Annotated in this window: 17 protein-coding genes; 11 read left to right on the forward strand and 6 right to left on the reverse strand. The window is 44.9% G+C overall.

The window, feature by feature from the left end; translation table 11 throughout:
- Positions 1-54: 54 nt before the first annotated feature.
- Together L2W36_RS03565 and L2W36_RS03570 are read right to left on the reverse strand one after the other, a co-directional pair.
- Positions 55-552 (reverse strand): GNAT family N-acetyltransferase, encoded by a 498-nt coding sequence (locus L2W36_RS03565; protein WP_031494714.1) that lies wholly within the window; start codon positions 550-552, stop codon positions 55-57.
- Between the two features lie 88 nt (positions 553-640).
- Positions 641-1630, reverse strand: a complete 990-nt coding sequence (locus L2W36_RS03570; RefSeq protein ID WP_236109346.1) for an endonuclease/exonuclease/phosphatase family protein — start codon at positions 1628-1630, stop codon at positions 641-643.
- An 83-nt stretch (positions 1631-1713) separates the two neighbouring features.
- Between L2W36_RS03570 and L2W36_RS03575 the strand changes: the two genes are divergently transcribed.
- On the forward strand, positions 1714-2901 hold the full coding sequence (locus L2W36_RS03575) for an MFS transporter (RefSeq protein WP_236109347.1): 1188 nt from the start codon (positions 1714-1716) through the stop codon (positions 2899-2901).
- Between the two features lie 76 nt (positions 2902-2977).
- Here L2W36_RS03575 and katG read toward each other — a convergent pair whose 3' ends face one another.
- The 3 genes from katG to L2W36_RS03590 all read right to left on the reverse strand — a co-directional run bounded on the left by katG (position 2978) and on the right by L2W36_RS03590 (position 8392).
- Positions 2978-5182, reverse strand: a complete 2205-nt coding sequence (gene katG, locus L2W36_RS03580) for a catalase/peroxidase HPI (protein WP_236109348.1) — start codon at positions 5180-5182, stop codon at positions 2978-2980.
- Between the two features lie 370 nt (positions 5183-5552).
- The gene (locus L2W36_RS03585; protein ID WP_006070388.1) at positions 5553-7028 is read right to left on the reverse strand and encodes a Na+/H+ antiporter NhaC family protein; all 1476 of its coding nucleotides are present in this window, start codon (positions 7026-7028) and stop codon (positions 5553-5555) included.
- Positions 7029-7045: 17 nt separating this feature from the next.
- Positions 7046-8392 (reverse strand): glutamine synthetase family protein, encoded by a 1347-nt coding sequence (locus L2W36_RS03590; protein ID WP_006070389.1) that lies wholly within the window; start codon positions 8390-8392, stop codon positions 7046-7048.
- Positions 8393-8739: 347 nt separating this feature from the next.
- Between L2W36_RS03590 and L2W36_RS03595 the strand changes: the two genes are divergently transcribed.
- The 10 genes from L2W36_RS03595 to L2W36_RS03640 all read left to right on the forward strand — a co-directional run bounded on the left by L2W36_RS03595 (position 8740) and on the right by L2W36_RS03640 (position 20014).
- Entirely contained in the window at positions 8740-9486 is a 747-nt protein-coding gene (locus L2W36_RS03595; protein WP_038222015.1) for a gamma-glutamyl-gamma-aminobutyrate hydrolase family protein, read from the forward strand.
- Positions 9487-9502: 16 nt separating this feature from the next.
- Positions 9503-10060 (forward strand): HTH-type transcriptional regulator PuuR, encoded by a 558-nt coding sequence (gene puuR / locus L2W36_RS03600; RefSeq protein WP_006070391.1) that lies wholly within the window; start codon positions 9503-9505, stop codon positions 10058-10060.
- Positions 10061-10086: 26 nt separating this feature from the next.
- Entirely contained in the window at positions 10087-11571 is a 1485-nt protein-coding gene (locus L2W36_RS03605; protein WP_236109349.1) for an aldehyde dehydrogenase, read from the forward strand.
- Positions 11572-11602: 31 nt separating this feature from the next.
- A complete protein-coding gene (locus L2W36_RS03610; RefSeq protein WP_236109350.1) occupies positions 11603-12880 on the forward strand; it encodes an NAD(P)/FAD-dependent oxidoreductase in 1278 nt (425 codons plus the stop codon).
- Positions 12881-12958: 78 nt separating this feature from the next.
- Entirely contained in the window at positions 12959-13825 is an 867-nt protein-coding gene (gene aguB / locus L2W36_RS03615) for an N-carbamoylputrescine amidase (RefSeq protein ID WP_031493990.1), read from the forward strand.
- Positions 13826-13836: 11 nt separating this feature from the next.
- On the forward strand, positions 13837-14919 hold the full coding sequence (aguA, locus tag L2W36_RS03620) for an agmatine deiminase (protein WP_006070395.1): 1083 nt from the start codon (positions 13837-13839) through the stop codon (positions 14917-14919).
- 66 nt (positions 14920-14985) lie between these two features.
- A complete protein-coding gene (locus tag L2W36_RS03625; protein WP_006070396.1) occupies positions 14986-16413 on the forward strand; it encodes an NAD-dependent succinate-semialdehyde dehydrogenase in 1428 nt (475 codons plus the stop codon).
- A 32-nt stretch (positions 16414-16445) separates the two neighbouring features.
- The gene (gene gabT, locus L2W36_RS03630) at positions 16446-17720 is read left to right on the forward strand and encodes a 4-aminobutyrate--2-oxoglutarate transaminase (protein WP_236109351.1); all 1275 of its coding nucleotides are present in this window, start codon (positions 16446-16448) and stop codon (positions 17718-17720) included.
- Positions 17721-18110: 390 nt separating this feature from the next.
- Positions 18111-19301 carry a mannose-6-phosphate isomerase, class I gene (gene manA / locus L2W36_RS03635; RefSeq protein ID WP_236109352.1) on the forward strand — a complete coding sequence of 397 codons (1191 nt, stop codon included), beginning with the start codon at positions 18111-18113 and terminating at the stop codon, positions 19299-19301.
- A gap of 173 nt (positions 19302-19474) precedes the next feature.
- On the forward strand, positions 19475-20014 hold the full coding sequence (locus L2W36_RS03640) for a GNAT family N-acetyltransferase (RefSeq protein ID WP_006070399.1): 540 nt from the start codon (positions 19475-19477) through the stop codon (positions 20012-20014).
- Positions 20015-20090: 76 nt separating this feature from the next.
- On the opposite strand, the gene L2W36_RS03645 is transcribed toward L2W36_RS03640, so the two are convergent.
- Positions 20091-21011: an aminoimidazole riboside kinase gene (locus L2W36_RS03645; RefSeq protein ID WP_236109353.1), complete on the reverse strand. Its 921-nt coding sequence runs from the start codon at positions 21009-21011 to the stop codon at positions 20091-20093.
- Between the last annotated feature and the right edge of the window lie 85 nt (positions 21012-21096).

The raw sequence follows: 21096 nt of genomic DNA on the forward strand, positions 1-21096 counted from the left end.
AAGAGAAGCGAGTACCAAGAACACGGTGAACTCGTGTTCTTGGTAAAGTTGACACTACAATTGATCTTTCAGTCGAGCCATATAATACGTCGAGATAAATTCACCGTCTCGAAAGACTGAGCACAGCGCCTCACCTTCAATCTCAAAACCGAATTTAGAGTAGAGGGCGATAGCTGCTTTATTATCGGCGTTTACTTCGATCTGTACCCTTTGAACATTGAGCCAATTATCTGTTAGGTCTAACACGGTTTCCACCAATCGACTACCAATGCCTAAACCATGATATTCATCATGAACTCCAATCCCAAAGCTTGCACAGTGTGCCGTTCTTGGGCGCTGAGAGTGTTCCAGTCCAATATTACCGACAATTTTTCCGTCTAATTCGGCTACGTAGCTATACACCCCGACAGGCATATTACTTAGTCTTTCTTGCCACATTGCGACCGAAGGTAAAGGCAGTTGCAGGGTTTCTCGTTGTGCTTTTGGTTGCGAATAGAGCTGACTCAGACCCTCTGCGTCTCGTAGTTCTGTTGGTCGAATAATAACGTTCATGTCAGCCTCCTCGCTTGTGATGTTGTTAACCCCTATAACTAATTGAATTTTTTATCATAAGCAAGCGCTTTATCTTATTGGATTGAGATTAGGCACGTGTTTCAAACGAGACAGAAACCAAAGCATGGTCGGTACTGAGGTCATCAATGCCAAATATGGGGTCAATAATATGCTTGTTAGTAAGCTGATAGTCAGTCACTTCAAACATTGAGCGTTCATAGTTAGGGCAAAACTCACTTGATAGAAGAATATGGTCTAATCGACTGCCATATTCACCATAGTAATGAGTGATAGGTGGCTTAATCTCATCCACAGGGCGAACCGGCTTACCTTTTGGCACTAAATCCCAACTGTCGTGAAAATGATAAGCTTTGATGTCTGCGCGGGTATCTTTCCTTCGATGACGGTATTGGCTTCGAAACGGTTCGAACTCGTTGCTGCCAATACTGTTGTTGAAATCACCAAGCAGTAGAAAAGGTCGTTGGTAGCATCGTTTATTTTGCACTATTGCTTGGTGCAACGCGCCTGCCTCTTGAATTCGCATCAGCGATGAAAGTGTTTGACCTTGCGTTTCAACGAGCCAAGCATCGACAGTAGACTTGTCGTCTAGATTCTCGTCAGGAAGCGTTGGTCTTTTTGACTTGAGATGAACATTGTACATGTCCAATTCCCCTAACCCTTTAATATTCAAGGAAATATGTAATGCTGGACGGCTGAACTCGCCTTCAAAGGGCGCAAGGGAGGTGAGATTTGAATGGCGGACGATTGGGTAACGAGAGGCAAAAGCTAAAGCAGGGTGAGAATATATATATCCGGACTCTAACCGTGGCTCAGTATTGTAAGTAAAATAACTATAACCCAATGATTTAACTAAAGCCCGCAACGCTTCAACCGAAAACACTTCCTGAAAAGCAACGACATCGGAGTTGAGTTCGCTCAGCGTTTGCTTTAGCCACAGTGTTTTTTGTTGCCATTGTTTTGCCGTGTAGATGTTCTCCATCTCATAATAGGCAAACGGTGGCTCAACAAAATTACATAAGTTGCAGGTGGTGACTTTTAATTTATTTATCTGTGTCAACGTATTAGACTCCACTAAAACTCATGTCTAATCGTGAGCATACATTTCCCAAATTAAAAATAACAGCTCCTTAGGAATTGATAATGTCTTCAACGCAAAGCGCTAGCGGATGGCGAACCCCAAAAAACTTGCTCATTATTATCTCGATTATAGTGCCAATTGCGTTTTCGAGTTGGATGGCATTGCTGAACAACTTCGTAATTGAGAAAGCTAATTTTGATGGTTCCGATATTGGTCTATTGCAAAGTGTTCGTGAGATCCCTGGATTTCTAGCCTTCACTACCGTCTTTGTTTTACTGTTCATTCGAGAACAGAAGTTCATGATTGTTTCTTTGTTACTACTGACCTTTGGCACGGCGATTACGGGTATGTTTCCCTCTGTTGCCGGTTTGCTAATTACGACATTGATTATGTCGACTGGATTTCACTACTTTGAAACACTAAAGCAATCCTTGTCACTGCAATGGTTAAGCAAAGAAGAGGCGCCTGAAGTGCTGGGTAAACTCATCTCTGTAGGAGCATTAGCTTCGCTCTTAACCTATGGCGCGCTATGGGTGATGGTTGAGGTGTTCAAGCTAGACTACGTATGGGTTTATGGAATTAGTGGCGGTATTGGTTTTGTCTTAGTGCTGTTTATTGCCTTGGCTTTCCCACAGTTTAAAACGGAAACCCCTCAGACTAAAAAGCTGGTGCTGCGTAAGCGTTACTGGCTGTATTACGCCCTAACGTTTATGAGTGGAGCAAGAAGGCAGATCTTTACCGTCTTTGCCGGTTTCTTAATGGTGGAAAAGTTTGGTTACAGCGTCTCTGATATCACACTCCTTTTCTTGATTAACTACTTGTTTAACTTCCTATTTGCTAAAAAAATCGGTCGGTTTATTGGTGTTGTTGGTGAACGTAAGGCTCTTATGTTTGAGTATGTTGGACTGATCTTTGTTTTTGTGGGTTATGGACTGGTTCAAACGGCAGAATGGGCCGCGGCGCTTTACGTTATTGACCATCTTTTCTTTGCGTTAGCGTTAGCTATCAAAACCTATTTCCAAAAAATCGCAGACCCAGCGGATATGGCGTCTACGGCGGGAGTATCCTTTACCATTAACCATATTGCAGCTGTTGTCATTCCTGTTACCTTTGGATTCATTTGGCTGATTTCACCTTCAAGTGTGTTCTATATAGGCGCAGGTATGGCCGCGATTTCACTATTGTTGTCACTTAACATTCCTCGAAAGCCTGAAGAAGGCAATGAGGTAAGAGTACTTAACTGGAATTAGGTTCATGCCGAACCGATCCTAGAAACAAAAAAAGCCACTTGGTAACAAGTGGCTTTTGCTTATGGGTTTATCGTAATTAGATGTCGAAACGGTCCGCGTTCATCACTTTGACCCAGGCGGAAACAAAGTCACAAATAAAGGTCTCTTTGGCATCATCACAAGCATATACTTCTGCCAACGCACGCAGTTGCGAGTTTGAACCAAACACCAAGTCAGCGCGTGTGGCTTTCCACTTGGTTGCACCTGTTGCTCTCTCTAATCCGACAAACTCGGTAGCCTCTTCGTTACTCGGACGCCACTCGACATTCATATCGGTTAGGTTGATGAAGAAATCATTGCTAAGAACACCTTTACGCTCTGTAAGAACGCCATGCTCACTATTGCCGAAGTTTGCGCCTAGAACACGCAAACCACCAATCAAAACAGTCATTTCTGGCGCTGTTAGTGTTAGCAGTTGAGCTTTATCTAGCAGTAAATCTTCTTCAGACACTGAGTAGGCTTTTTGTGCGTAGTTGCGGAATCCATCGACTACGGGTTCGAGAACATTAAAGGATGCTTCATCGGTTTGAGAAGCCATTGCGTCCACGCGACCAGCAGTAAATGGAACCTCAACGTTAGTACCTGCTTCTAGGGCGGCTTTTTCAATCGCAGCGTTACCGCCAAGGACAATCAGGTCAGCAATGGAAACCACTTTGTTACCATGAGCTTGATTGAACTCCTCTTGAATTGCTTCAAGGGTTGCTAGAACACGTTCAAGTTGCGCTGGCTGGTTTACTTCCCAGCTGCGTTGAGGCGCAAGGCGAATACGTGCTCCGTTAGCGCCCCCGCGGAAATCAGAGCCTCTGAAGGTCGATGCGGATGACCACGCGGTGTAAACCAGTTCAGAAATGGTTAGGCCTGAAGTAAGGAGCTTGTGCTTCAATTCTTTAATGTCTGTGTCATCGATCATGTCACCAGAAACTGCAGGTAATGGGTCTTGCCAAATGAGATCTTCACTCGGAGCTTCTTCGCCTAGATAGCGAGATTTTGGTCCCATATCACGATGAGTCAATTTGAACCAAGCGCGTGCAAAAGCATCTGCGAATTGGTCTGGGTTATTATGGAAACGTTTAGAAATTTCCCCGTAGATAGGGTCCATACGCATTGCCATATCGGCAGTGGTCATGATAGTGGTGACTTTCTGTGATGCATCATGAGCTTTTGGGGCCATATGGTCTTCTGGAACCCCTACAGGTACCCATTGCCAAGCGCCAGCTGGACTTTTAACAAGATCCCAATCGTAGCCAAACAACATATCAAAGTAGCCGTTGTCCCATTGGATTGGGTTTGGAGTCCAAGCTCCTTCGATACCACTGGTTGTTGTGTCATCTCCCAAGCCGCTGCCAAAGTGGTTACGCCAACCGAAGCCCATTTCTTCCATTGGTGCCGCTTCCGGTTCTGGGCCCATCAGTTCAGGATCGCCTGCACCATGCGTTTTACCGAATGTATGGCCACCGGCAACAAGTGCAACGGTCTCTTCGTCATCCATGCCCATTCGAGCGAATGTGTCTCGGATATCACGGCCAGAAGCAAGGACGCTTGGCTCCCCGTTAGGTCCTTCAGGGTTAACGTAGATAAGTCCCATCTGTACCGCAGCGAGTGGATTCTCTAGTTGACGATCGCCGGAGTAACGCTCATCGCCTAACCAATCACTTTCCATGCCCCAATAAACGTCTTCCTCAGGTTCCCAAATATCTTCACGGCCACCCGCGAAACCAAAGGTTTTTAGCCCCATTGATTCTATGGAAACATTACCTGCAAGAATAAATAGATCTGCCCATGAAAGAGCTTTGCCATATTTTTGTTTTACTGGCCATAACAGGCGACGAGCTTTATCTAAATTACCATTATCTGGCCAGCTGTTTAGTGGTGCAAAACGTTGGTTGCCTGAGTTAGCACCGCCACGTCCATCCGCCGTACGGTAAGTGCCAGCCGAGTGCCAGGCCATACGAATCATAAAGGGACCATAGTGCCCATAGTCAGCGGGCCACCAGTCTTTTGAATCGGTAAGAACCGTTTCGATAGCTTGCTTAACTTCTTTTAGATCAAGTGTTAGAAATGCCTTCTTGTAGTCGAAGGAAGGATCGTACGGGTTACCTTTTTTATCATTCTGATGAAGAATTCTGAGGTTAAGTTGATTAGGCCACCATTGTCGGTTTTGTGTACCTTTACCACCAACTCGAGTATGACTGCCATGCATCACTGGGCATTGCCCTTTTCCTGCGCCACTATGGTGTTTCATTTTCATCTCCATAATTTGAAATGTCCTTAAAAGCGAATGCGAATAAGGAAAATAACTAACACTGTGCACGTCCATTCCAATGTAATACATCCGATTATTGTAGTTACAGTATGGTCGTTTGTATCACAATAAAACAACAAAAATGATTGAGTAAAATTGATTTAAATCAAGCAATTAAATAAGAATGATACTCTTTACAATAACTTACAAAATGTAAAGCTATTATGTTTAAATGCTTCAAGAGTGTAAGACACATATTTGTAGGAAAGTGAGAACAGGTGCTATTTTTTCGAAATCAAAAAGCTAGAGAACGGAACAAGAAAAGGGATACCCGCTGAGTAGGTATCCCTTTGGCATTCTTAGATCGCTGTTATGCAACGACTATGAAGAATAGGGTGGTCGCGACAATACCAATCAACGCATATGGGAACTGCGTTACGGCATGTTGCATTGATGTACATCCAGATCCTTGAGCCGATAGCACCGTGGAGTCACTGAAGAAACATGAATGACTACCTGCTGCTGATGCTGACAGCATAGCGGCGATGGTTAAGTGCAGTGGAACACCAATTTGCTCCGCGAGAGGAAGAATAATTGGCATTGCGACCGCAAAGGTCCCCCAGGATGATGCTGATGCAAAGACAAGGCCGCCTGTTACTAGGAAGATCAGGGCTGGGAAGTACTGTGCTGACAAGTATGGGCTTACAGTCTCAATTACGTACTGTGTTAGCCCCAATGAGTCGTTAACACTCTTAAGCATAAAGCCGCCAATCACTGTAGCTAGAGGCAGTAACATGACCTTAATGCCATCGTACACTGCATCGAACAGTTCATTCATGGTGACTAGTTTTTGAATGCCGTAGAAACAGATAGTAAAGATAATGGCAACAAACACACCTGCTAATAGGTCAATACCGAAGTACCAAGAGGCTCCGACCAGAACAACCATTGGCAATAGGAAGTTAATTAGTCCCATAGTCGGGTTTGAGTGTGCTTTGATGTCAGCACCAAAGTCGATATCTGTTGCGCCATCTGGTTTAACTTGACCGTTGCGAGCGCGCTCTTCTGCTTTTTTCATTGCGCCTAGGTCTGGCATTTTGCCAATAGCTACGAAGAAAACAATCGCCAACGTTACCCAGCCATAAGCCATATACGGAATGGCTTGAATGTACGCAGCAATACCTTGTCCTGGTTCAGCAACTTCATTGGCTTCCAATAGAGAACTGAAGAAGATAGCCCAAGTAGAAATTGGGACCAGAATACAGATAGGTGCTGCCGTTGAGTCAACAAGATAAGCGAGCTTCTCGCGTGAAACCTGATAGCCATCAGTAATTTTCTTCATTGATGACGAAATCGCAATGGCGTTCAAGTAGTCATCAATGAAAATCAGAATACCTAGAAAAAATGTCATCAATAGCGATTGATTGCGGCTCTTAACTTTGTTCACCAGCATGTCACTGAAGCTAAGGATACTGCCACCTTTTTCTAGAATCGCAATCAGGCCACCCATTAGACCGCAGACGAGAATGATCCATGCGATGGTTTCATTCATCATCACATCCATCGAAATGCCAACGATCTGTTCTACTGCTTGAGTAGGGTCAAGCAGTAGAACACCGGCAATGGTGCCACTGAATAGTGCTTCAACGGTACGGTGTGTGGTTAATGCAAAGACAAGTACTAACGATGTCGGTAACAGTGCCAACCAGCCGTAGCTTTCGCCTTCGACATGATTGAGTCCAATCGAGGTAAAGGTTATAAACAGGAAGACTATTGTAAGGCTAACCGCCAAATGTTTACTGCTTATTTTGAGCGGCGCCTCCAGCGCCTTTGTCTGCGTAGTCATAAAACTCATTCCTTTCGTTATGCAGAGTGAAGCATCCAATCAATTTCTAACGGTGTAATAATGCGTTCGAATTCGGCCAGTTCACTTCGTTTGCAAGCGAGATACATATCAATAAAGTCTTGAGAGAAAAAGGCACCTAATTCACTGGCTTCAAGCTGTGTCAGTGCATCAGACATACGCGTTGGTAGGTCTACGGCGTTTTCACTAAGAGCTGGTGGACATTGTTCTTGGGTATAGTTATCACTCGCTAATACGGCTGAGAGTACTACTGCAGCGAGAATGTATGGATTGACATCCGCACCTGCGATGCGATGTTCAATACGACGGTTTTTACCATCGCTAATTGGAACACGAAGGGCTACGCCTCGGTGGTTCTCACCCCAATCCGCTTTTGTTGGTACGTAAGCACCAGGCACAAAACGGCGGTAAGAGTTCACGTTAGGACATAGGAGGGCCATCGCATCCGAAATCTGCGATAACATTGCAGCCATAGTTTGGTAGAACAGTGGGCTTGCAGAGTCATCGTCTTTATTGGTAAACAGGTTATCGCCTTGCTCATCGATAAGGCTGATGTGCATGTGTTGTCCATTTCCTGCTTCTTCAAGGAAAGGTTTTGCCATGAATGTGGCATCAAAACCGTGTTTGTGGGCGATTTGTTTAATAAGACGCTTAGAGAAAATGATTTCGTCACATACGCGAAGTACGTCTTGCGAGTGATTAAAGTTAATTTCAAACTGACCCGGTGCAGATTCTGATAGCGCACCAGCCGTATTTAAACCTTGATCAGCAGCTGCAGCGTTAAGCTCAGCTAGGAAGTCAGCATAATCATCAAGCCCATCGACATCATAAACTTCGGTATCTCTTTCTCGTCGGTTCTTCGTCGGATTAATAGCGGTTTGCAGTTCACCATTTTCACCGCGTTCCTTATCAATGAGGTAAAACTCGAGCTCTAAAGCAACAACTGGAAACATGCCTTTTGAATGCAAAGTATTCAACATACGGTCGATGATGTTGCGGATAAACAAACGGTGAGGGGTTTTTCCGTCATCTTCCATCATGCTGAGTAGCAGTTGTCCGGTACCTTCCTTTGCAGTTGGTAGCAAAGTGCCAGCGACAGGAAAGCAAAGGTTATCAGGTTCGCCAAGATCTTCACCTAATCCTGCTGATTCAACAACAGCACCTTTGGTATCGAGCGTAATAGTAGAAAGAGGAAGAGCAACACCTTTCACTAACTTGTCTAAGGAATCTACTGGTATGCGTTTACCGCGTGGTGTTGCGTTGACGTCCGTGAAAATGAGGTCAACGTACTTAATTTCTGGCCAACTTTGTCGAAAATTTTTAACTTCCTGTAAATAGGTATCCATCTTTACTACTCCTAGTGGCCCCACTCTTTGATGAAAAATTAGCTTAGTGTTTAACAAAAAGAACACAAAAGCCATGTCTTAAATGGGGTTTTTGGCTGTTCTATAAACTTATGTAATTGTTTTTATTGTGATTTGTTTAATTTGGTGATTATTTCGACCTTGTTAAACGTTAACTAATTTGTAACAGCTGATCGCCTTTTGCTCAATATATCGAGCGAAATTAGTGTTTTTTTTGAACAAAACAGAGATCGAAGTCACGATTTGGAACCTATTTTGAACACTTGTGTTGATAATTTTGTACATGGGTTGTACGGTTTTTGTTAAATAAATCGAACGTGAGTGTGACAATGTCTGAGATAAGAAAACCGATAATAGGACTCGTAAGCTGTAAGAAAGAGCTCGCTGGATATCAGATACAGGCATTGAATGAGTTCTACCTTCAAGCAGTGAAAGACTTCGGTGGCACACCAATCATTCTTCCATCTGTAATAGAAGACAGTGAGTTAGATAGAGTGTTGGCGGTTTGTGATGGACTGTTATTCCCTGGCAGTCATTCCAATGTGGCGCCTCATCGATACAACGGTTCACATGAAGAATTAAAGAAAGATGAAGCACGAGATGAATTAGCTATTCAGCTTATACGTCGTGCTATAGATATGAACATTCCGTGCCTTGGTATTTGTCGTGGTTTCCAAGAGATGAACGTGGCGTTAGGGGGAAGCCTAAACCCTGCAGTTCACGAAGCGGGGTTCGATGACCATCGTGAAAGCGAATCAAAAGATTTCAATGAGAAGTATGCGCCCGCTCATCCTGTTTATGTTGAAAATGACGGCGTCTTTCAGCAATGGTTAGTGAAAGCAGAGTGGAATCAAACGGAGAAGTTTGAAGTAAATACGCTTCATAATCAGGGGGTTGATAAGCTGGCTACAACCTTAAAAGTAGAAGCTAAAGCACCTGATGGACTTGTAGAAGCTTTTAGTCTGCCTGGTCAAAAATATTTTGTTGGCGTGCAGTGGCACCCAGAATGGCAAGCAAAACACAATCATTTCTCACAAATTTTATTTAAAGAATTTATTATGTCAGCTTCACAGTAATTTAGAGGCTGAATGCATGGATAACCACCAGATTGGTAAAAATATCGCTCAACTAAGAAAAGAGCGAGGACTTTCACAACGAGAACTGGCAGAAAAAGCGGGCATCACCCACAGCGCTATTTCTTCAATCGAGAATGCCAAAGTGAGTCCTTCGGTGAGTTCTCTGCAAAAAATAGTGAACGTTTTTTCGTTGTCTCTTTCAGAGTTTTTTACTCTTGAGCAACAAGAAAATAAAGAGATTAAGGTCGTGGTTAAACCAGAAGACCTCATTGAAATTGGCAGTGAAAATGTCTCAATGAAGTTGGTTAACAATGGCAGCAATAAACAAGAAATAGGCTTTCTTATTGAAGAATATGGGCCTAACAGTACAACGGGCGCATCCAATATCAAGCATGAAGGTGAAGAAGTCGGCACCGTATTAAGTGGTGAAGTTGAACTTGAATATAACGGGGAGACCTACCTAATAAAGGCAGGGGAGTCTTACGTTATTGATACAACGATTCCACATAAATTTACTAATCACTCCGATAAGGCTTGCAGAATGATAAGTGCACACACGCCAAAAGCATTCTAGCGCCTTGAGGTAACCAAGGAGAGCGTATGAAAACGCAGCAACAATGGATTGAACAACGAAATGCTCTAAATATCGAGCAAAGAGCGTTTCTAAATGGTGAGTATACCGCAGCAGCAGATGGCAAGACGCTAGAGGTCGTAAACCCAGCTACCGATGAAATCATTGCTAATATTGCACGTTGCCAAACTGCCGATGTTGATTGTGCTGTAGATTACGCAAGACAAGCATTTAAACAAGGTGAATGGAGTCAAATTGCTCCAGCGGCGCGTAAAGACGTACTGTTGAAGTTTGCTGCTCTTATTGATGAAAATGTTGAAGAATTAGCGCTATTAGAAACACTTGATACTGGTAAGCCGATTGCACACAGTGTGTCGACGGATATTCCCGGCGCAGCGAAATCTATTCGCTGGTATGCGGAAGCCATCGACAAAGTTTATGGTGAAGTTGCACCTACAGAAAAAGATGTTCACGCCTTTATCTCTCATCAAGCGATCGGTGTTGTCGCTGCTGTTGTTCCGTGGAACTTCCCGCTATGGATTGGTTGTTGGAAGTTAGGTCCAGCCTTGGCTGCGGGCAACAGTGTCATCCTAAAACCATCAGAAAAGTCTTCATTAACGGCAATCTTCTTAGGCAAACTGGCGAATCAAGCAGGTATTCCAGCGGGTGCATTTCAAGTTATTACTGGTTATGGCCATGAAGCGGGAGAAGCGTTGGCACGTCACGAAGATGTAGATTGTATCGCTTTTACAGGCTCAACTCGTGTGGCTGGTCATCTTATGATTGCCTCCGGTGAAACTAACCTAAAACGTGTCTGGGCTGAGGCTGGTGGTAAGAACGCAAATATAGTCTTTGATGATTATGCCGATCTTGACCGCGCAGCTGCAGAAACAGCCGCAGGTTGTTTCTATAACCAAGGTGAAGTATGCGTAGCAGCAACACGCCTTTTGGTTCACGAAAGCATTAAAGATGTATTTATCGATAAAGTGATTAGCGCAGCTCAGGGTTTCATACCTAAAGATCCAATGGATCCCACGTCTTCTATGGGGGCGCTTATTGACCGTGAACACAAAGAAAAAGTGCTCGATTACGTTAAGTTAGGTCTAGACGCAGGGGCTACGCTGCGCTGTGGTGGTGACGCAGGCGGTAAAGGCGCCTTTGTTGAACCAGTGATTCTCGATAATGTGGACAACAGTATGCGTGTGGCTCAAGAAGAGATCTTTGGCCCAGTGTTATGCGTCATTCCATTTAAAACAGAGCAAGAAGCTATCGCTATTGCTAATGACTCCAAATATGGCTTAGGCGCTGCACTTTGGAGTGACAATATTAATCGCGTACATCGAGTCGCAAAGCAGTTAGAAGCTGGCTCTGTGTGGGTGAACAACTACAACGAGGGCGATATGACCGTCCCATTTGGTGGATTCAAAATGAGTGGTAATGGACGTGACAAGTCGATTCATGCCATCGAAAAATTCACTGAAACCAAGACGACATGGATTCGTCTCCAACCTTAAGCCTGAAGCTGTAATCGAAAGGAATATAACCATGAACAAACATACTGATTCATATTATGCTCACTCAATCCAGAATGTAAGTGAGTACCCACAACTGCAAGACAATATTGAGTGTGATGTGTGTGTCGTAGGCGCGGGTTTCTCGGGCCTTTCCTCAGCTCTTCATTTAGCAGAAAAAGGCTTTAAGGTTGTAGTGCTGGAGAATGCGAAAGTAGGGTTCGGCGCGACAGGTCGTAATGGCGGCCAGATTGTTAACAGTTATAGCCGCGACGTAGACGTTATTGAAAGTCGCTATGGTGAAAAGCAAGCTAAGGCACTGTGTGACATGATTTTTGAAGGTGGTGATATCATTCGCGGCCTTATCGACAAACATAACATTGATTGTGATTTCAAGCAGGGGGGAATGTTTACTGCTCTGAATAATAAGCAATTAAAAGGTCTAGAAGAGCACAAAAAGCACTGGGAACGTTATGGTAACGATCAGCTTCGTATGATGGATGCGAGCGAAGTGGAAGCCGCAGTAGGTACCACAGCTTATAAAGGCGCTCTACTGGATATGCGTGGTGGCCATATTCACCCACTCAAACTGGCGTTGGGCGAAGCAGCAGCTGTAACGGCACTTGGCGGACAAATTTTCGAACAGTCCGGTGTGACCCGTCTGGAAAAAGGCGCCAATCCTGTTGCTCATACAGAAAAAGGCAGCGTAAAAGCGAAATACATCGTTCTTGCGGGTAATGCTTATCTAGGTGGGCTTGCTCCAAACATCAGCAATAAAGCGATCCCGTGTGGTACACAGGTCATAGCCACTGAGCCCCTTTCCGAGGCGCAACTTAAAGAGATCTTGCCATCAGATTACTGTGTTGAAGACTGCAACTATCTATTGGACTACTTCCGTCTTAGCGCAGACAAGCGCTTACTATTCGGTGGCGGTGTAGTTTACGGTGCTCGTGACCCAGAAAATATCGAAGGCATCATTCGTCCTAAGATGGAGAAGATCTTCCCACAATTAAAAGGTATCGGTATTGATTATAAGTGGACGGGTAACTTCCTACTGACTTATTCCCGCATGCCGCAATTTGGTGCTTTTGCAGACAACATTTATTACCTACAGGGCTACAGTGGTCACGGTGTTACTTGTACTCACCTTGCTGGCAAACTGTTGGCTGAAGCACTAACCGGACACGCAGAACGTTTTGACGCGTTCGCTGATTTAACCCACATCGCGTTCCCTGGCGGTCGTCATTTTGCTATCCCGATGACAGCGATGGGGGCAGCTTATTACAACTTACGCGACAAACTAGCAATCTAATTCAGAAAATAACAAGAAGTGCCTGCTATGACAGGCACTCAGTCAGCCTCAAACAAAGAATAGATAAAGGAAGATCCGATGAGTAGAGTAGTTAAATTTGCTGCGATGCAGTTAACCAAAACTTGGGATTTAGAAGCGAATCTAGAAAAAATCAAAGGTGCGATTCGCGAAGCTGCGGCAAATGGTGCGAATGTTGTACTACCTCAAGAGCTCATGGCAGCGCCTTACTTTTGTAAGAAGCAAGAAGCCAAGTATTTTGAACTTGCTGAAGAAACGGATAATTCTCGTCTGATCAAAGAGCTTAGCGCGCTAGCTAAAGAACTGAATGTGGTTATACCTGTGAGCTATTTTGAGAAAGCGGGAAACACCTTTTTCAACTCTTTAGTGATGATCGATGCAGATGGTACGGTACTAGAAAACTACCGCAAATCCCATATTCCAGATGGTCCTGGCTATAGCGAGAAATACTATTTCAGCCCTGGTGATACAGGATTTAAAGTATGGAAAACCAAGTTCGGTACTTTCGGTGCAGGTATTTGTTGGGATCAATGGTTCCCTGAGCTGGCACGTTGCTTAGTGCTTAACGGTGCAGAAGCTATTTTCTACCCAACAGCAATTGGTTCAGAGCCACAAGACCTATCTCTGGATTCACGTGACCATTGGCAGCGTACTATGCAAGGCCACTCGGCTGCCAACCTTGTACCTGTTATCGCGTCTAACCGTGTAGGGGTAGAAGTGGATGATGGCATTGAAACTACCTTCTATGGTTCATCATTCATCACTGATCATACTGGCGGTAAGCTGGCAGAAGCTCCAAGAGAAGGTGAAACTATCATCTACGCGGAAATTGACCTACAGGCTACTGCGCAAGCGCGTCACGCGTGGGGATTGTTCCGTGACCGTCGTCCGGACTTATATCAAGACATAATGAGCTTAGCTAAGTAACGAGGTGGACGATGAAACTCGATACGACCCCAAAGCAAGACGGTTTCTATTTTCCTGCTGAATATGAACCAGTAAGAGAGGTCTGGTTGGCATGGCCTGAGCGTCGTGATAATTGGCGCGCTAGTGCAAAACCTGCGCAACAAACCTTTGCCAACGTGGCGAATGCGATTGCGGACGTAGTGTGTGTTTCTGTTGCAGTAAGCTCTTCGCAATATGAAACCGCAAGAAGCATGCTGCACTCGTCCGTCAAACTGGTTGAAATGGCATTCAACGATTCTTGGATGCGCGATATCGGTCCTACTGTTGTAGTGAATTCATCGGGAGAGAGACGCGGCGTCAGTTGGAAGTTCAATGCTTGGGGAGGCGAGTTTAACGGCCTTTACGAAGACTGGAGTGATGACGATAAAGTTGCCGCATCCGTCTGTGATGTGTTGGGAATCGATCATTATCGCGCTCCATTTGTTCTGGAGGGTGGCGCGATTCATACAGATGGCGAAGGCACGTTATACACAACTGAAGAATGCTTATTGAGTCCGGGACGTAACCCAGAACTAAGTAAACAACAGATAGAAGCGCTACTAGCCGAGTATCTTGGTATCGAAAAGGTCGTCTGGCTTCCAAACGGTTTGTTTAATGATGAAACGGATGGGCATGTCGACAACTTACTTCACGTTGTCGCTCCAGCAAAAGTGGTACTCAGCTGGACGGATGATCCCTTCGATCCGCAATTTAAGTTATCACGTGAAGCGCATGCGGCGCTTAGTGCACAAACCGATGCACAAGGTCGAGCCATTGAGATTGTCAAAATCCCAGTTCCGGGTCCTCTTTACTATTCGCAAGAAGAAGCGAATGGAATTGAATCAAGCGATGGTATGAATCGTCACGAAGGGGAGCGACTGAGTGCTTCCTATGCTAACTTTCTGATGGTGAACGGACATATCTTTTTGCCATTACTTGATGACCAATATGACGATATTGCTATCGAGATTTTGACAAAAGCGCTTCCCGATTATGAGATTGTTGGCATACCAACACGAGAAGTTTTACTAGGCGGTGGCAATATTCACTGCATTACCCAGCAGATTCCCGCTTAGGATTCATCTGCTTTTTATCCACAGCATTCCTAGCGAAAGCTAGGACTAGGAACAAAAGGAATTACCATGCAGCAAATAAATAATAAGAGCTTACTCTCCTTTATGGTAACGGCAGCGGACAACGCTGTAGCCGTGACAAACCCAGCAACAGGCGAACTTGTGGGTCATGCTCCTATTTCATCTGAACCTGAGCTGATGGATGCTATTGAGCGAGCTCATGTGGCGCAGAAAGAGTGGGCCAAAGTGCCGGCTAAGTCGCGTGCAGTATTATTAAACCGCTGGTATCAATTAATTCTTGAGAACAAAGACGACCTTGCTCGCATCATGACTGTTGAACAGGGTAAGCCATTGGCAGAAGCTGCGGGTGAGGTTCTGTATGGTGCCAGCTTTATTGAATGGTTTGCTGAAGAAGCCAAACGCACCTACGGTGACTCCATTCCTGGACCAACGGCAGACAAGCGCTTAGTAACCATCAAGCAACCTATTGGTGTCGCATGTGCGATTACGCCATGGAACTTCCCTATCGCTATGATCACACGTAAAGCAGGTCCTGCATTGGCTGCCGGTTGTAGTTTCGTCGTTAAGCCATCGGATTCAACACCGCTGTCTGCATTTGCAATTGTGGAACTCGCGTACCAAGCGGGCATTCCGAAAGACGCGCTGCAAGTGGTTCTAGGTGAAAGTTCACGCAAAATCGGTGCGATCTTCACTTCTCACCCACTGATTCGCAAGCTGTCTTTCACTGGTTCTACTCAAGTGGGCAGTGTGTTAATGCAACAAGCCGCAAAAGACATCAAACGCACGTCAATGGAACTGGGTGGTAATGCGCCATTCATCGTCTTCGATGATGCTGATATTGATGCAGCCGTGCAGGGAGCTATGGCCTCTAAGTTCCGTAATGCGGGTCAAACTTGCGTCTGTGCGAACCGATTCTATGTGCATAGTAAAGTGTACGATGAGTTCGTAACGAAATTTGATGCAGCAGTACAGCAGCTAAAAGTCGGAAACGGCTTAGATGAAGGTGTCAACATTGGACCAGTTATCAATGAAAGTGCAAAACAGGGCATCCAAGCACTGATTGACCGTGCGGTAGAGCAAGGTGCAGTGCCTGTCACCCCTCTTAAACAACTTGACGGTTTGTTTATGCAGCCAGTCGTCCTCAAAGACGTGAAACACAGCATGGATATCGTTCAAGAAGAGATATTTGGTCCGGTGGCTCCGGTAATTCGTTTTGATACGGATGAAGAACTTATCGAAATGGCGAACGACACGATTTACGGTTTGGCGTCGTACTTCTACAGCCAGAACATCCACCGTGTTTGGAAAGTAGCAGAAGCACTGGAATACGGCATGGTCGGCATTAATGAAGGTATTATCTCGACAGAAGTAGCGCCGTTTGGCGGTGTGAAGCAGTCGGGTATTGGACGTGAAGGTGCGAAGCAGGGCATCGACGAATATATGGATGTGAAATACCTGTGCTTTGGTGGCAACTAAACGTCTAGCGGTAACGAATAAAGGATTAAACAATGAAAAACCAACAACTACACGAAAGAAGAAGCAAAGTTATCGCTCAGGGTATGGGCGCGCTGTACCCACTTTATGTCGAGCAGGCTGACAACGCTCATGTATGGGATGTCGATGGTAACAAATACATTGATTTTGCAGCGGGCATCGCGGTGACAAATACTGGGCACTCAAACTCGCGCATCACTGACGCTGTAAAAGCCCAGATCGACAACTTCTCTCATACTTGCGCTATGGTGACACCGTATGAATCTTTTGTTGAGCTGGCAGAAAAGCTGACTGACATTGCTCCGGGCGACTCGGAAAAGAAAGCTATTTTCCTAACAACGGGTGCCGAAGCGGTTGAAAACGCGGTGAAAGTAGCACGTGCTCATACTGGGCGTAGCGGCGTCATTGCCTTTAAAGGTGGTTTTCACGGTCGTACCAATATGACCATGGGATTGACTGGAAAAATCGCACCATACAAAGCGGGCTTCGGTCCTTTCCCGAACGAAATCTACCATGCACCTTATCCAAATGCGTTCCACGGCATCAGCACAGAAGATAGCTTACAGGCATTACAAGATTTGTTTGCTTGCGATATTGAACCTAGTCGCGTTGCTGCGATCATTTTTGAGCCTGTACAGGGCGAGGGTGGTTTTTACCAAGCGCCAGCGGAATTTGCTCAGGCACTACGCAGCCTTTGTGACCAGCACGGTATTATGCTAATAGCAGATGAAATCCAAACAGGCTTTGCCCGCACCGGTAAAATGTTCGCAACGGAGTATCTGGATATTGAACCAGATATGATGACGATGGCGAAAGGCATTGCTGGTGGTTTTCCAATCTCTGCTGTTGTAGGTAAAGCGGAAGTTATGGATTCTGCGTTACCAGGTGGTTTAGGCGGTACTTATGCTGGTTCTCCATTAGGCTGTGTTGCCGGTTTGGAAGTGCTTAAGATAATTGAAGAAGAGCAGCTATGCGCTAAAGCCCAAGGTATTGGTGAAGTGGTTAATGCACGTATGGTTGAGCTTCAAAAAACGGTGCCTGCGATTGGTGAGATTCGCACCATTGGTGCAATGATGGCGATTGAGTTTACCGATCCACAATCGGGGCAACCACTTCAAGATGTTACCAAAGCGGTGATTAGCAAAGCACAAGAAAATGGTTTAATTCTGTTGTCTTGTGGCGTTAAAGCCAATGTTATTCGCTTGCTCCCGCCACTAACGATTGAATCAGATGTATTGGCAGAAGGTTTAGACAAACTGGAAGCCATCATCGCAGAAGTAGCGAAATAGAACGACGTTACGTAGGATAATGTAAGCCCCCTCGATTCGAGCCCGAGGGGGCTTTTTTAATGTTCATGGCAATTTGTCTAGGAGTGATAAACCAAATTGTATCTTGGGTCTATCACAGTTTTTGTCTGTTCCCTTCAGCGGTTAATACTCTCTAACCGCTTAAGCAATGAAATAAAATGTATTGATTACAGCGGGTTAATGGATTGGTTTCTTCCCGAAGATACCATTTCTGCGTTGAATATCTTTTTTCAATCTCTTACTTAAAAACTATACAGTTTTACTCTAAAGTCTGCTAATTTGTGCTGACAAAATGAGAGTGATCAAAATCTCGACACCATGATTAAGATACATTGCTGCTCAGAAGAATTTAATAATCGCTTGGACTGAAAAATGAAACATCAACATTTCTTACCTATGCAGAACGTAATCCAAGATTATGCTTGGGGTAGCGTGACGTCTATTAACACTCTGTTTGGCATTGCCAACCCAGATAACAAACCACAAGCTGAGATCTGGATGGGTGCACACCCAGGCGGCTGTTCTGAAGTGGTCACCGCAGATAAGACTTTGCGTCTGGATCAGTTTGTTACTGATAACCTAAGTGATGTTTTGAGTGAAGCCATTAGCCAGAAATTTGGTGAGCTGCCTTACCTGTTCAAAGTCCTTGCTGCAGCGAGCGCTTTGTCTATTCAGGTTCACCCCAGCAAAGCTCAAGCAGAACAAGGGTTTGCCAAAGAAGAAGCCGATGGTATCGCCCGTAACGCAGCAAACCGCAATTATAAAGATCCAAACCATAAACCAGAGTTGGTTTACGCATTGACACGTTACCAAGCAATGAATGGTTTCCGCTCTTATGAAGAGATCTTAAACAACTTCGAACAGCTTAATATTGAGGAGTTAGCGCCTCTTATTAATGCTTATAAAGCATCTCTGGACGCAACAGGTCTTGAGACGTTGTTTGTTAGTATGCTGAAGCTTGACGGCCAAGCAAAAGATACGGCATTGAATAAGTTGCTTGCTTTCGCTGAGACCAAACAAGGCGACGAAACCTTTGAACTCATCTTATGGCTAAAAGATCTCTACCCTGGTGATATCGGTCTTTTCTCGCCATTATTCTTACACGTATTGACGCTTGAGCCGGGCGAAGCGATGTTCCTTCACGCTTGTACTCCACACGCATACTGTCGTGGTACTGGACTTGAAATTATGGCGAGTTCAGACAACGTACTTCGTGCAGGCCTAACGCCAAAACACATTGATGTTGAAGAGCTGGCTTCTTGTACCATTTTTGAACCTAAGCTGCGTGAGGAGTTGTTAACTCAACCAGAAATGGATAATGGTGCAGAGCACTATCCAATTCCGGTAGAAGACTTTAAATTTAGCGTCTACGTTGACCAGCAAGACCGATTTGTCAACGTCACAACACCAGAGATTCTATTTGCATTGGATGAGCCAATCGTATTGACGCATCTAGATGGCGAAACCATTACGGTTGAACGCGGTCATTCAGTGTTCATCCCTGCCTCTGCGGGTAACTACAGCGTGACTTGTGCTGGCAAGTTCGCAAGAGCCTATTGCTAGCGTAATATGCTGCCAGTAGGGCAGTAATCCTACTTATAAAGGGAGATCGTGAAAGATCTCCCTTTTTTTGTGCAACTTGCCCATTACTTATGCAGCATGGATTGCATTTTAGTTGCAGATAATTAGTATGTAATGAAAGGATATGTAAAAACTTAAGCAGTAGGTACTATAAAATGGAATTTAGAGTAGCAGAATATTCTGACTACCAAAGTGTGGCGGAACTACACGCGGTAAGTTGGCAAAAAGCCTATAAAGGCATCATGCGTCAGTCCTATTTAGACGAGTCGGTTCTTGAAGACAAGCAACTGATTTGGCAAACCCGACTATTAAACCCTCCTTTCAGCCAACATGTCATTATTGCCGAGCACCAAGGCGAATTAGCGGGTTTTATCTGCCTGTTTGGTAATCACAATGTCGAGTTCGGTACTATCATTGATAACCTTCACGTTAGGGCAAGTGCGCAAGGCAAAGGTGTGGCGAAGAAACTGATTGCGTTGGCGATGGAATGGGCAAGTAAGTACTATCCGGACAATGGTGTGTTTTTGGAAGTACTGGCGGATAATTCGAACGCCATTAAGTTCTATGAATCCATAGGTGCGAACAGAGCGATGAAACAGCGTGGCGAATCGCCATGTGGGCGCCACGTCGATGAGTTTATCTATGTATGGAAAAATCCAGAAGCGTTGATGGAACAGTGTGTTGTGTCGGTGTAGTTTGCCTTTTCAAACAATAGAACTAAAAAAACGCCTAACATGAATCATGTTAGGCGTTTTTGTGTTGTGTCAGGAGCTACTTGATGTATTCCAAAAGTGCTTTTTCATTAGGCAGTGCGGTCATTGCGCCTTTTTGCGTGGTTGCCAATGCCCCACAACCGTTAGCCCATCGTACAGCGTCATGAATGGTTTCATCATTTACCCAGCTTTCTGTTTTCGACAGGCGAGTTAGCAGACCACCAACAAAGGCATCGCCTGCACCTGTCGTATCGACGGGTTTTACTGGAGTGCCAGCAATCAACTCTTGTTGTGCACCACGAATAACCAGTGCTCCTTTCGCTCCTTGAGTAATCAAGACCAATGTATTGCTAAAGGATTCAAGTGCTTCAATACCTGCTTCTAAGGTATTGGTGTCTGTGAGGAACATGAGTTCGTCATCTGAAAACTTAACTACATCGGCCAGCGCAATAGCTTCTCGGCAAACAGGTTTGATCAAGTTTTGATCGCCCCAGACCTCATCACGCAGGTTGGGGTCGAAGCTAACAAAGCCTCCAGCAGCCTTTATTTGTTTCATTGCGTCAATCGTAGAACTGCGGCTAGGTTCATTGGCAAGGGCGATTGAACAAACGTGCAGCCAATCGCCTTTTTCGAAAGCAGGAATGTCACTTTTTTGCATAAATTGGTCGGCACTAGGCTTAACCATAAAGGTAAAGCTGCGCTCACCGCTGTCATCTAAGTCAACAATAACGGTAGAAGTGCGCTGTTGCTCATCAAGCAGCATATAGTCGGTATTGACGTTTTCGTCGCTCAAAGTCTGCTTCATAAAGCGACCTAGCGGGTCTTGTCCGACGCGACCGAAAAATCCAGTTTTACCACCTAAACGTGCGATAGCCACAGCTACGTTTGCAGGCGCACCACCTGGACATTTCAAATAGGTAGTTGCCGTATCTGGTATTAAATCTACGACAGCATCTCCGGTTACCCACACTTTGCTCATGAGAAAAATCCTGTATTAACTAAGTTGTTTTTAGTTTACTAAATCGATTTAGCAAAGAAAATGTGTTTTAATAGACGTCTAATGG

Origin of the sequence: Vibrio sp. McD22-P3 (genome assembly GCF_021568915.1) — a bacterium.
Taxonomy (GTDB): domain Bacteria; phylum Pseudomonadota; class Gammaproteobacteria; order Enterobacterales; family Vibrionaceae; genus Vibrio; species Vibrio mediterranei.